This window comes from Ruminococcus sp. YE282 (assembly GCA_900101355.1).
Taxonomy (GTDB): Bacteria; Bacillota; Clostridia; order Oscillospirales; family Acutalibacteraceae; genus Ruminococcoides; species Ruminococcoides bromii_A.
Genome location: FMUV01000009.1, coordinates 53,338 through 65,312 on the forward strand (window position 1 = coordinate 53,338; position 11,975 = coordinate 65,312).

The following is an 11,975-nucleotide window of genomic DNA, read 5'->3' on the forward strand; positions in this document are numbered from 1 at the left end:
ACTGCAATCTGTTGCATACTCTGCTCTTTGCAAGCAAAACGGAGCGTTACTTCGATTTAAAGAGAAGTTGCATATTTTTATGCAATTTCTCTTTCTTTTTGCCCTATTGCGGAGGTGAAGTTGTGAGCGAACAAATCATTATTGCCCTGTTTTCGTTTGCAGGCACACTTGTCGGTGCGCTTGCAGGTGTGATAACTACTGCAAGACTTTTGAATTATCGTATCGAACAGCTTGAAAAAAAGGTAGATAAACACAATAATTTGATTGAACGTGTATATCGAATTGAACAGCACGAAGCGGTGATTGATAACAAAATTAAGACTGCCGACCACAGAATATCCGATTTGGAATCTGTGCAAAACAGCAATTTGCATTAAATTTTTTATTATAGGCAAGACTGATTATTAAGGTGAGAATTTGCTTTGCATAGCAAAAAGCGCATTAAAAAGCCATTTTAAATTGAATACTGCCGTGTCTTGTGTTATAATCATAGGGCAGATGTTTTTAAAAATTATAATGTCCAATGAAATTATGAGTATCTTACGCCTTTTTGCATTTCCTGCAATCGGTTGTATGCTCTGAAATTTTGCACGTTATTTAGGAGATACATATGAAATTAAAACGTTTTTTCTCTGCTTTTATCGTATGTGCGGTGGTTCTGACTGCATTTGCTTATACTGCGCCGATTTCTGCCGCAGAAAGTACGCCCGATACGGTTGCGGTATCCGATTACGGTGTAAATGACGCAACTATTATTCAGAAATTTGCTGCCGATTTGATTACTTTATCAGAGAGCGAACAAAATGAATATGATTTTGAACGTGACGGAAGAATTACTGTGTCTGATGCGAGTGTTTTGCAAAAATATCTGTGCGGTATAATAAAGGAACTTCCGTTAATTCCCGATGAAACCGAATCGACTGTTCCGAGTACAGACAGAAATGAGGAGTCTACAACATATCCTGTTACCGAGCCAACGCAAAAAGCAACGGATTATGAAACTCAACCTCGGACTGAGCCGAATTTACTTGAACTTAATTCATACTCAATTGAGTTGGGAGTAGGGGAAAAGTTTAAACTTTTCCCGATAAGCGACACATTTGGCTTTGAACCGAATTATATTTCAACAGATGAAAATGTTGCAGTTGCGGCAAGCGACGGAACAATAACGGCAAAAGCTTCGGGAACCGCCGTAATAAAGTGCAGTCTTGGCAACGGCGCTGAGGCAAGCTGTAAAGTTAAAGTGTTGGAACAGCCGAAAAAAATAAAACTCGGGAAATCCTCGCTTGGCTTAAAGGTCGGAGAGAATTACGAGATTAATGCAACTTCAAATTCAGGTTCTAAAATTGACTCTCAAAGCCTTGAATGGGGCAGCAGTAACGAATACATAGTAAGGGTTAAAAAGTTAGACGGCAACAATTGTGAAATTCAGCCCGTCTCTCAGGGTACGGCATATGTTTGGGCAAGAACCGGTAACGGTGTTTCTGCAAGGTGTAAGGTCACCGTTTGCGGCTCAACCGTAAAGTGTATTGATATATCCTCGTGGCAGGGAGATGTGGATTTTAATGCCGTAAGAGCTTCGGGCTATGATTATGTAATATTGCGTGCGGGATTCGGAAATGAAATAAGCCAAAAAGATAACAGATTTGATTCCTATTACTACGCCGCAAAATCGGCAGGTTTAAAGGTGGGAGCATATTGGTTTTCATATGCGGACAGCTCTACCGACGCTGTTCTTGAGGCTAAAACCTGCTTAGAAGCCATTGACGGAAAAGAACTTGATATGCCTTTGTATTTTGACGTTGAATGTGATTATCAGTCAACCTATTCAAAAGAAATGATGTCAGGCATTTGCAAATCGTTTTGCGGTTACATAACGAGCAACAGCTCTTACCGTGCAGGCGTTTATGCTCCTGTCAGCTGGTACGGTTCAAAGCTTGATAAGAGTATAATCGGATTGGGTTATTCATACTGGGTTGCCCAAATTGACGGCGATATGAGCGAATGTACGCTTTTTGACCTGCATCAATACACTTGGGTGCTTTCGGTAGGCGGAATATCGGGTGATGTTGACGGAAATTATATCTATAACCTTAATATAGTTGATAAGTGTTCTTAAAATAATAAAAATTGATAAAAATAGCAGGTTCAAAAAATTTGAACCTGCTATTTTTGTATTTCAGAATATCTTTAATTCTTAAATTTTCTTGAGTTGTTTTATGTTTTCCTTATATAGAATCTCACTTATTGACATTTTTTTGATGATGTTTTTTACCGTGACGTCAAGTCCCGAATTTTCTCTGTAATCCGCAGGATAGATAAAATTCACCCTGCCCTTTTTTAACAATTCTTCAACCTTGCTGTCCTTTTGCTGATAAACGGCAATTGAATATCCGCCGTATGCTTTCATCATCTTCATACACGGAACATCGGAAAGTCCGTCGCCTATGTATATCATATTGCAAAACGGCACACGCTTGTTGTCGTCGGGCATTGAGCGGTTAAGGTCAACGTCGTTTGCAACATCAAGAACGCCCTTGTTTATTCTGTAAACAAACTGGGTTTTGTTGGTGTAGTTTACGTCGGTCTTTGGCCAAATTCCGTTACCGTTTTCGTCATAAAGAAACTCACAGGCAAAAATACTTTTGAAAAACTTGCTTATACTTGTGCCCTCGATAATTTCTTTCATTCCCGACGAAATTACATAGTGCTCAACCAATACGTTATGTTTTCTGCCAAATTGCGTTATCCTGTCAAACCATTCGTAAACGCCGCTGAAAAGCTCAACGTTTTTGCCCATATCAACAAGGGTTTTGCGCTGAAGCGGAATGTTTTTGTCATGTGAAATTTTAACCATTGCAAACATATATGCAAGAATAGAGTCCATATGCTGTTGCTTGCCAAGCTGATTTGAATAACGCCAAAACTCTTCTTCGGTCATTCCAAGGCTTGGAATAAAGCTGTAATCCTGCATATCCTTGGTGCATAGTGTTCTGTCAAAATCATACATTATCGCAACAATCGGATAATCAGTCATAAGATACTCCCGTTTAAAAGTGCTTGCGGTTTATTATGTGGTTGGCTGTGCTGTGGTTTGCTGCTGCGCCGCAGTTGTTGCGTCGGCAGAAGAATATTCTTTAACTTCAATACTTTCAATTACAATATTTTCCGCAGGTTTATAATTTTCGTCAACCTTGGTTCCTGCAATTTTATCAACTACGTCCATACCGGCAATAACCTGGGCAAACACGGTGTTTCCCCTGTCAACGGCATTGTATGCGCCGTCAAGATTAGGATTACCGCCGTAAAGTTCGTAGATTTTTCTTATTTCGTCACCGATAATGTCGGTGTCATAACACTTGTCGCCGTTTTCCTGAATAAATGCCGAGAGCAAACTTGAATCTTTGTAATTAACAAGCTGGGTTTTAACGTTTTTCCACCAGTCTTCATATTTTGTCCAGCCGCCGTCGGCGTTAAATGCTTCTTTGCTTGTCTGATTAATAAAGAACTGGCTTCCGTTGGTATCACGTGAAGTGTTTGCCATAGACACTGCGCCTCTGATATTTAGAAGCTTGTCACAAAATTCGTCCTCAAACTGTGAGCCGTACGAGCTTGTTCCGTTGGGGTTGTTCTCATCGTTTCCGATGTGTCCGCCCTGAACAATAAAGTCGTTTATAACTCTGTGAAAAGTGGTGTTGTTATACTTGCCCTCTTTTGCAAGATTGATGAAGTTTGTAACTGTTTTGGGAGCCTGCTCGGGAAAGAATCTTAACGTTATGTCGCCCTGTGTTGTGTGGATAACCGCTATGGTGTCGCCGTCTTTGGGCATATCAAGCTGGAATCCGATTCGGTCAGACTTATCATAGAAGATGTTAGGAGTAATTCCGAGCGAGTCTGCGTCAATTCCGAGTTCCTCAAGTGCTCCTGCGGCAGTGGCTTCGTCGCCTGTGCTTAACGAGCCGACAGAAGTAGTCTGTATTTCGTCAGAAGTTGCAGACTGTGTTTGGTTACTTTCGCACCCTGAGAACGAAATAGCTGAACAAACACAAGTTGCAGCAGTCATAAAAACACACAGTGTTTTCAGATACCTTTTAGTGTTCATATTCTGTTTCCTTTCGGGATTGGATTTAAAACACACAACGTTATAATAACACAAATCGTGAAAAATTGCAAATTCAGAGGTTTTTGCAAAGATTTTTGCCTATGTCATAACTTCGCGCAAAATATCATATGTTTATTTGTAAACATTATTACCGATACAACGGAGGTTATAAAATGTCAGAATATCTGCCCGAAGGAAAGCTTGTTTCAACGCAAGAGAACATTAATATATTGCAGTCACCTCAGCTTTTGTCAGAGGCTATGAATGAGCAAAAAATTCTTGAAGCAAAAGCAATAATATGCGATTCCCGTCACAACCTTATAGTTGACTTGGGCTCGATGAAGGGAATAATTCCGCGCGAAGAAGGGGCAATAGGAATAAGAGAGGGGACTGTGCGCGATATTGCGGTTATTTCACGTGTAAACCGTGCGGTAAGCTTTGTGATAACCGACTTCAGAACAGATTCCAACGGGGTTAAATATGCGGTTCTGTCACGTGAAAAGGCTCAGAAAAAATGCCTTGAAAATTATGTTCGGGGTCTTGTTTGCGGAGACGTTGTGGACGCAAGAATAACGCACCTTGAGAACTTTGGGGCATTTGCGGACATTGGCTGCGGTATAGTTGCTCTTATGCCGATTGATGCAATTTCTGTGTCACGAATTGAACATCCGCGTGAACGCTTCACAGTAGGAATGGACATAAGAGCGGTGATAAAGTCGATTGAGAACGGCAGAATAAGTCTGAGCCACAAGGAGCTTTTGGGAACATGGGAAGAGAATGCAGGCAATTTCTCGGCAGGAGAAACTGTTTCGGGAATCGTCAGAAGCGTTGAAAACTACGGAGCATTTGTTGAACTTTCTCCCAACCTTGCGGGTCTTGCGGAGAGCAAAGACGGTGTTTGTGCAGGCCAGCAGGCGAGCGTTTACATAAAGAGCATTATTCCGGAAAAAATGAAAATCAAGCTGATAATAATTGATACCTTTGATTATAAATACAATCCCCAAAAGCCCGAATATTATACCGACGCCGACCATATAAGCCGTTTTCTGTATTCACCTCAAAACTGTTCAAAGGTGGTTGAAACCGTGTTTGATAATTGACATACCAATGCTGAAATGATATGATAAATACGGATATATTACAAAAAAGGCGGAGCATAAAATGCTCTGCCGACAAATATTTCGTATTAATTGAAATGACATTTTCAGCAACACAGAACAAAGATTTTGTTGATATAAATGTCAGTTAAAAAAGCAAATCGGGAGGTAAAAATGCAGGAAGTTATAATAATTGCGGCGTCTGTATTGTCATTGATTGTTTCCATAGCTGTTTTAATTATTGTTCTGAAAAAGAACAATAATCAGGAAGAAAAAATCACAACGGACGAGATTGTCGGTGCTGTACGAAATGAGCTTACAACACAACAAAGCATATTAAGACAGGAATTGTCAAATCAAACGCAGACATCAATAAAAACGATGGGGGATATGCTTGTTGAAAATCAGCGCAGTTTCTCACAACACCAATCAGAGAAAATGTCGCAGCTTGAGGAGCGAATGAAAACATTTTCTCTTGAAAACGAGCAAAAACTTGAAAACATACGTCAGTCAATGGAAAAACGTCTGCAATATCTCCAAAATGACAATAACCGTCAGCTTGAGGAAATGAGAAAAACCGTTGACGAAAAGCTCCAGAAAACCCTTGAAGAAAAAATGAACAAGTCGTTTTCTCTTGTCAACGAACGTCTTGAACAGGTTTACAAAGGACTTGGAGAAATGCAGAACCTTGCGGTTGGCGTCGGTGATTTGAAAAAGGTGCTTTCAAACGTAAAAACAAGAGGCATTTTGGGAGAAATCCAGCTTGGAAGCATACTTTCCGAAATTCTTTCACCCGAACAATACGACGAGAATGTTGCAACCAAAAAGGGTTCTAAAAATGTGGTTGAATTTGCAATAAAGCTCCCTGCCGAAGATGACGGACTCATCTATTTGCCGATTGATTCAAAATTTCCCGGCACCACTTATGCCGCATTGCGTGACGCAATTGACGAGGGCGACAAGGATAAAATAGACGCGGCCGCCAAGGTGCTTGTTACTACCATAAAGAACGAGGCAAAGGATATTCGCGACAAGTATATAGACCCGCCGAATACAACCGAATTTGCAATAATGTTTTTGCCGTTTGAGGGACTTTACAGCGAGGTTGTAAACCGCGGACTTGTTGAGATTCTCCAGCGCGACTATAAGGTTAATATAGCAGGTCCGAGCACTATGGCGGCGTTGCTTAATTCTCTGCAAATGGGCTTTAAAACTCTTGCGGTACAAAAGCGCAGTGCAGAGGTTTGGGAGGTATTGGATTCGGTTAAGCAGGAGTTTGACAAGTTTAACGATGTGCTTGTGCTTACTCAGCAAAGACTTGACCAAGCAAACAAAGAGCTTGACAAACTTGTAGGTGTTCGAACACGCCAGATTCAGCGCAAGCTAAAAAATGTTCAGTCGCCTACAAAGTCTATAACTGATTTTTCCGATGAAGATTAACGGTGATAATAAAATTCCGAATAGTTTGACAGATTCTGTTTATTCGTGAATTTTCCATCCGTTCAGCCACTTTGCGGTTTTTGGTGAGCTGTGGTCAACAATTTCGCTGTGACCGATGTCCAGCTTTGAAATCTCGTCCATTTCTTCCTGAGAAAGGCTGAAATCCCAGATATTGAGGTTTTCTTCCATACGTTCACGGTGTGTGCTTTTTGGAATAATTACCACTCCGCGCTGAGTGTTCCAGCGCAAAGCAACCTGTGCGGCGGTCTTTCCGTATTTTTTACCTATCTGTGACAGAATCGGATGTGAAAAAATGTTGTGGTTTCCTTCTGCCAAGGGACCCCAAGCTTCCGGCTGAACTTTGTACTCTTTCATATTATCCAATGCTTCGGCTTGGGCAAAAAACGGATGCAGTTCCACCTGATTAACAGCAGGTGGAATTTTTGCGTTTTCACACAAATCTGCCAATCTTTCCGGATAGAAGTTGCAAACGCCGATTGCACGGATTTTTCCCTCTGAATACAGTTCTTCCATAGCTCTCCAAGAGCCGTAGTAATCGCCGAACGGCTGATGTATCAGGTATAAGTCTATATAATCAAGTCCCAATTTTTCAAGAGAGGTCTGAAAAGCCTTTTTGGCGTTTTCGTATCCTGCGTCCTGAACCCAAAGTTTGGTTGTAATAAATAGGTCTTGGCGAGGAATATCGCTTTTTTTCAAAGCCGCTCCGACAGCCTCTTCGTTAAAGTATGCAGCCGCAGTGTCAATAAGCCTATAACCTACGTTTAATGCGTCGGTAACAGCCTGCTCGCCAACCGTCGGGTCTTGTACCTGAAAAACTCCGAATCCCTCAATCGGCATTTTTACGCCGTTGTTAAGTGTTACATATTCCATTTTGATTCCTCCGTTAAATTTATTGTTGCGGTTTCAGCGGACCGTAGAAGTAACTTGCAGTTGCTCCGCCGTCACACATAAAGTCTGTACCTGTGATAAACGCACCTTTGTCGCTCATAAGAAGCTCGGCAACATTGGCAACCTCATCGGCAGTGCCCGGACGTCTCGCAGGACATTTTGCAAACATATTTTTGTAAAAATCGCCTCTGGACCCGTTAAATTCGTCAATTGCAAGCGGGGTAACAATAATTCCGGGAGATATTGAATTAATTCTCGCACCTCGGTTACCCCACTTAACAGCCTCAGCCATAACCCTTTTTTCATTGCACCGCTTTGCAATTTGGTATGCGTGAAGCGTGTCTTTTATGTTTTCGGGCTGCAAAAGTTTAAGCGACAGCAGCTCTTCTGTGGGGGTGCAGGCGAGCATGGCGTCTTCCTGTGCAGTGAGCTGTGGCATACGCTTGCCTGATTGGCTTGAGATTGTTATTCCGACGCCTCCCGAACATATAACCTTTCCTACTTCTTCAAGAAGAACTGCTGTGCCGTAAAGGTCAACTTTAAGAATGGTTTGTACGGACGCTTGACTTGGCGATACGCCTGCTGCGTTTACAAGCATTTTTATATCGCCGTAATTTTGTCCTTTTGCGATAAAACTTTTAATAGAATTTCTGTCGGACAAATCCATTTCAGCCGCCTCGGCGTCATAGCCTGCGTCTTTCATTATTTTTGATATTTTTTCGGCATTTTCAATTTTAATATCTCCGATAATGATTTTCATTCCATAGCCCATTCTGCGGGCAATTGCCATTCCGATTTGTCCGGCTCCCGACAGTAGCATAACATTTTTTCTGTTCATATTTTCCTCCTTTGTTGCTTTTTAATAGACTGAGCATTATTTTGACTTAACCCAGTTTTCAATATCCTTTTGTGAGCGTTCAACGCTGCCGCCGTGAATTGCAAGACCTTTTTCAACCTTTGCATTCGGACACAGCTTTTTTATGTCGTTTATGCTGCTGCCCATACCGCTGCCTTCGTGTGTGCAAAACGGCTTTATAATTTTATTGCCGAAATCAAAGTGTTCCAAAAATGTAAATACAGCCATAGGCATTGTACTCCAATAATTTGGATATCCCAAGTAAATAACGTCGTACTCATCAATTCTTTCGGGATATTTTTTTAATTCGGGACGTGCGTTTTTGCGCTGGTCGTCCTGTGCCTGAGAAATACATTCGTTATAGTTATCCGAATACGGATTAACCTGCTCAATTTTAAACATATCGGCATTTGTAAGATTTGCTATTTCGTTTGCGGCAATCTCAGTGTTTCCGACTTTTAAGTTTTTTATTTGACCGTTAACATAATTTTCATTTGCCCTTGAATAAAATGCAACCAATACTTTAGACATAATAAAACCTCCGTTGTTTGTTTTAATGATATTATAGCATTAAATTTATTGACAGAGAATTTCCAATATGTTATCTTAGTATTAACTTATAGTTTATAATAGGGCAGGGAAAACCGTATGTATAACCATATGCTTGATACATTTATTTCTGTGGCTGATTGCAAAAGCTTTACAAAGGCGGCTGAGGTTTTGTTTATCTCGCCGACCGCTGTTATGAAGCAAATAAATTCGCTTGAAAATCATCTTGACCTCAAGTTGTTTGACAGAACTCCGACGGGAGTGCGGCTGACAGCCGCAGGCAAAATAATTTATCAGGACGCCAAATTTATGATAGATTACTCTAAAAAAGTCATAATCAGCGCAAATGCGGCGGCACACAATTATGATAACATCTTTTGCGTCGGAACGTCGTTGCTCAATCCCGCAAAGCCGTTTATGGATTTGTGGTATAGGGTTAATAAAAAGTTTCCCGATTTTAAACTTCACCTTGCGCCGTTTGAGGACAACCACGAGGGAATACTGTCGGAAATTGAGAAGTTAGGCGAAAAATTTGACTTTTTAATCGGTGTTTGCGATTCAAAGGCGTGGCTTTCTCTGTGCAATTTTTTACCGCTCGGAAGATACAAAAAGATGGTTGCCGTGTCAAGGGAACATACCCTTGCCCAAAAGAAGCTGTTAAAAGTTCAAGACCTTTACGGAGAAACGCTGATGATGGTAAAGCGTGGCGATTCGGGAGCAAACGACTTCTTGCGCAACGACCTTGAAAGAAACCATCCTCAAATTCATATAGAAGATACGCAGATGTTTTATGATTTGTCGGTGTTTAACCGCTGTGCGGAAACAGACAACGTGCTTCTCACGATAGAGTGTTGGAAAGACGTGCACCCCGGATTGGTGACGATTCCCGTTGAGTGGGATTACAGCATTCCGTACGGCTTGCTTTACAGCCTGAACGCCGATGATGATGTGCTGAAATTCGTTGACGCAGTAAAAAATATGCTGATCTTATGCTGAATTAAAATATCCGCCCGACCGAAAGTATCAGTCAGGCGGATATTTTGATTATTTTAATGTAGAAAATATAGTTTTGAATATTCTGCACAGTAAAGCTTGAATCTGAATGAAACATTAATATTTGAGAATAAATACCTAAAATGCATGAACCCCTACAATCCACGATGTGAACTGTTCATTTTCGGGCTTCTAGTGCACACATAAGGTGATTTTTAATGCTTTGGAAATACGCAATCTGTTTTTGTGTATAAATTGATGAAATACTGGATATGTTTCTTAATTTCCTTTAAAATGGTGATCTAATCTTTTTCAATTCTGAGAATATTGCCTTGAATTTTATTTCTTGGACTAAATTTCATTACTTCTTTCTTTTCAATGTAAATTTCAATGTTGAAGTTACTATGAGAATTTACTTATTCGTGATATTACCCATTAATCGTTAACACAAAGGGTAAAATGCGGTATAATAAAAATACAAATAATAAGGAAGCATTTCTCGTCAGTTAAAAATGGGATACAAGAAACGATGTGTTTCTGATTCGTATTCATGAATATAGTTTGCTGTTATTTCAGAAAAGATTAGTAAGGATTATTATATTACTATGGTTGGAGTATATTTAAGCGGTACAGGAAATACAAAGCATTGTATGGAATTATTTTGCAGAAGTCTTGATGCAAATGTAAAACTTATCCCTATCGAAGATGCGCAGGTGGTTGAAGTTATCAAAACTGCTGATAAAATCGTCATAGGCTATCCCACACAATATTCCAACGCACCATATATGGTGCGCGATTTTATTATTAAACACTCAAAGCTATGGAAAGGAAAACAGGTCTTTTGTCTTGTCACAATGGGCGCGTTTAGCGGCGACGGCGCGGGATGTACGGCACGGCTATTGAAAAAATATGGTGCTGTAATTCTTGGCGGACTGCATCTGAGAATGCCTAATTCTGTTTGTGACAGCAAGCTTTTGAAAAAGCCCTTGGAACAAAACAGAGAGCTCGTTGCTGCGGCAGATCGAAAAATAAAAACTTCCGTTGCTAATATTAGAAATGGGAAATATCCACAGGATGGTCTTTCCGCTTTCGCACATATTGCAGGTCTATTAGGACAGCGCCTATGGTTTTATAAAAAAACACAAGGGTATTCCGATCAACTGAAGATTAGTTCCAAATGTATCGGCTGTGGACTTTGCAGCAAGATCTGCCCGATGGGAAATATTCACATGGAACAGGGGAGACCTATCCCGGATAAGAAATGCACCATGTGCTATCGTTGCATCAGTAGCTGTCCACAGCAGGCAATTACATTGAATGGTGATCGGGTGCAGGAGCAATGCCGTTTTGAAAAGTATTGCTGATACAGAAAAAATCCACGGACTTAAGATAATTGATTTTCTTTTTACGCTTTAAAGGCTGTGTTACAAGTAGTATCTAAAGATGTATTGCGGTCTGACACTTGCGTATATTACTTGCTACCCGTTAACGAGTCATTTCAGCTACTTAACGTCATCTGATCATTTATCCCATATCTTCATGTAGCTGATTCTTTATCTCTAAAGCTTTTTTGCCTCAATTGTATCGGGGGGGTGTACAATAAAAAAGGCTTTATAATTTTGGGTAAGAATGAACTGTTCCAAGTTGTGCAGACAGCACAAAAAGACCCATTTAATGTAGAAAATTAAAATTTAAGCAACAAACTGATTTCGTTTTTCAAGCGGAGTCAGTTTTGTTTTAGTTTGAATACGGTAATTGTTGTAAAAATTGATGTATTCGGATATGAAGAGGCGAGCCTCATCATATCCGGAAAGTTTTACTCTGTGGATACATTCCGTTTTGAGAATTGAAAAGAAATTTTCGGCTAAAGCGTTGTCATATGGATTACCACGCCTTGACATTGACGGCGTTATGCCGTATGATTGTGTTGTCACAAAATAGTCATGGGAGACATATTGTGAACCTTGGTCACTGTGGAGCTGTAACTCTGCAGTGACATTTTCTTTTTTCATTGCTTTTTTAATTGTAT

General features: G+C 40.4%; 12 protein-coding genes. 6 read left to right on the top strand and 6 right to left on the bottom strand.

What is annotated here, in order from left to right; all coding sequences use genetic code 11:
* Window positions 1–122 precede the first annotated feature (122 nt).
* Window positions 123–377, top strand: a complete 255-nt coding sequence (locus BLP46_RS04760; protein WP_092976431.1) for a hypothetical protein — start codon at window positions 123–125, stop codon at window positions 375–377.
* 233 nt (window positions 378–610) lie between these two features.
* Complete coding sequence (locus BLP46_RS04765) at window positions 611–2,119, top strand: GH25 family lysozyme (RefSeq protein WP_092976434.1); 1,509 nt, start codon at window positions 611–613, stop codon at window positions 2,117–2,119.
* 78 nt (window positions 2,120–2,197) lie between these two features.
* Here BLP46_RS04765 and BLP46_RS04770 read toward each other — a convergent pair whose 3' ends face one another.
* Both BLP46_RS04770 and BLP46_RS04775 read right to left on the bottom strand, forming a co-directional pair.
* On the bottom strand, window positions 2,198–3,037 hold the full coding sequence (locus tag BLP46_RS04770; protein WP_092976437.1) for an HAD family hydrolase: 840 nt from the start codon (window positions 3,035–3,037) through the stop codon (window positions 2,198–2,200).
* A 33-nt stretch (window positions 3,038–3,070) separates the two neighbouring features.
* A complete protein-coding gene (locus BLP46_RS04775; RefSeq protein WP_207645209.1) occupies window positions 3,071–4,102 on the bottom strand; it encodes a peptidylprolyl isomerase in 1,032 nt (343 codons plus the stop codon).
* Between the two features lie 173 nt (window positions 4,103–4,275).
* On the opposite strand from BLP46_RS04775, the gene BLP46_RS04780 reads away from it, so the two are divergent.
* Together BLP46_RS04780 and BLP46_RS04785 are read left to right on the top strand one after the other, a co-directional pair.
* The gene (locus BLP46_RS04780) at window positions 4,276–5,202 is read left to right on the top strand and encodes a S1 RNA-binding domain-containing protein (RefSeq protein WP_092976439.1); all 927 of its coding nucleotides are present in this window, start codon (window positions 4,276–4,278) and stop codon (window positions 5,200–5,202) included.
* Between the two features lie 171 nt (window positions 5,203–5,373).
* Complete coding sequence (locus BLP46_RS04785; RefSeq protein ID WP_092976442.1) at window positions 5,374–6,639, top strand: DNA recombination protein RmuC; 1,266 nt, start codon at window positions 5,374–5,376, stop codon at window positions 6,637–6,639.
* Between the two features lie 39 nt (window positions 6,640–6,678).
* On the opposite strand, the gene BLP46_RS04790 is transcribed toward BLP46_RS04785, so the two are convergent.
* From BLP46_RS04790 to BLP46_RS04800, 3 genes are read right to left on the bottom strand one after another with little or no spacing between them, the layout of a single operon-like run.
* Window positions 6,679–7,530 (bottom strand): aldo/keto reductase, encoded by an 852-nt coding sequence (locus BLP46_RS04790; protein ID WP_092976444.1) that lies wholly within the window; start codon window positions 7,528–7,530, stop codon window positions 6,679–6,681.
* A 19-nt stretch (window positions 7,531–7,549) separates the two neighbouring features.
* Window positions 7,550–8,386, bottom strand: a complete 837-nt coding sequence (locus BLP46_RS04795) for an SDR family oxidoreductase (protein WP_092976447.1) — start codon at window positions 8,384–8,386, stop codon at window positions 7,550–7,552.
* Between the two features lie 36 nt (window positions 8,387–8,422).
* Window positions 8,423–8,935, bottom strand: coding sequence for a flavodoxin (locus tag BLP46_RS04800; protein ID WP_092976450.1), 513 nt, complete (start codon window positions 8,933–8,935; stop codon window positions 8,423–8,425).
* A 117-nt stretch (window positions 8,936–9,052) separates the two neighbouring features.
* Here BLP46_RS04800 and BLP46_RS04805 point away from each other — a divergent pair, with 117 nt between their 5' ends.
* Window positions 9,053–9,949: a LysR family transcriptional regulator gene (locus BLP46_RS04805; RefSeq protein ID WP_092976454.1), complete on the top strand. Its 897-nt coding sequence runs from the start codon at window positions 9,053–9,055 to the stop codon at window positions 9,947–9,949.
* Window positions 9,950–10,551: 602 nt separating this feature from the next.
* Window positions 10,552–11,310 carry an EFR1 family ferrodoxin gene (locus BLP46_RS04810; protein WP_092976457.1) on the top strand — a complete coding sequence of 253 codons (759 nt, stop codon included), beginning with the start codon at window positions 10,552–10,554 and terminating at the stop codon, window positions 11,308–11,310.
* A 327-nt stretch (window positions 11,311–11,637) separates the two neighbouring features.
* Here the strand turns inward: BLP46_RS04810 and BLP46_RS04815 are convergent.
* Window positions 11,638–11,975: IS3 family transposase (locus BLP46_RS04815; RefSeq protein WP_143000448.1), on the bottom strand; the 338-nt coding region annotated here is incomplete at its 5' end.

Excerpts from the sequence above, each read along its gene's own strand:
- BLP46_RS04765 (WP_092976434.1), top strand. The coding sequence starts at position 611 with ATGAAATTAAAACGTTTTTTCTCTGCTTTTATCGTATGTGCGGTGGTT.
- BLP46_RS04770 (WP_092976437.1), bottom strand. The coding sequence starts at position 3,037 with ATGACTGATTATCCGATTGTTGCGATAATGTATGATTTTGACAGAACA.
- BLP46_RS04775 (WP_207645209.1), bottom strand. The coding sequence starts at position 4,102 with ATGAACACTAAAAGGTATCTGAAAACACTGTGTGTTTTTATGACTGCT.
- BLP46_RS04780 (WP_092976439.1), top strand. The coding sequence starts at position 4,276 with ATGTCAGAATATCTGCCCGAAGGAAAGCTTGTTTCAACGCAAGAGAAC.
- BLP46_RS04785 (WP_092976442.1), top strand. The coding sequence starts at position 5,374 with ATGCAGGAAGTTATAATAATTGCGGCGTCTGTATTGTCATTGATTGTT.
- BLP46_RS04790 (WP_092976444.1), bottom strand. The coding sequence starts at position 7,530 with ATGGAATATGTAACACTTAACAACGGCGTAAAAATGCCGATTGAGGGA.
- BLP46_RS04795 (WP_092976447.1), bottom strand. The coding sequence starts at position 8,386 with ATGAACAGAAAAAATGTTATGCTACTGTCGGGAGCCGGACAAATCGGA.
- BLP46_RS04800 (WP_092976450.1), bottom strand. The coding sequence starts at position 8,935 with ATGTCTAAAGTATTGGTTGCATTTTATTCAAGGGCAAATGAAAATTAT.
- BLP46_RS04805 (WP_092976454.1), top strand. The coding sequence starts at position 9,053 with ATGTATAACCATATGCTTGATACATTTATTTCTGTGGCTGATTGCAAA.
- BLP46_RS04810 (WP_092976457.1), top strand. The coding sequence starts at position 10,552 with ATGGTTGGAGTATATTTAAGCGGTACAGGAAATACAAAGCATTGTATG.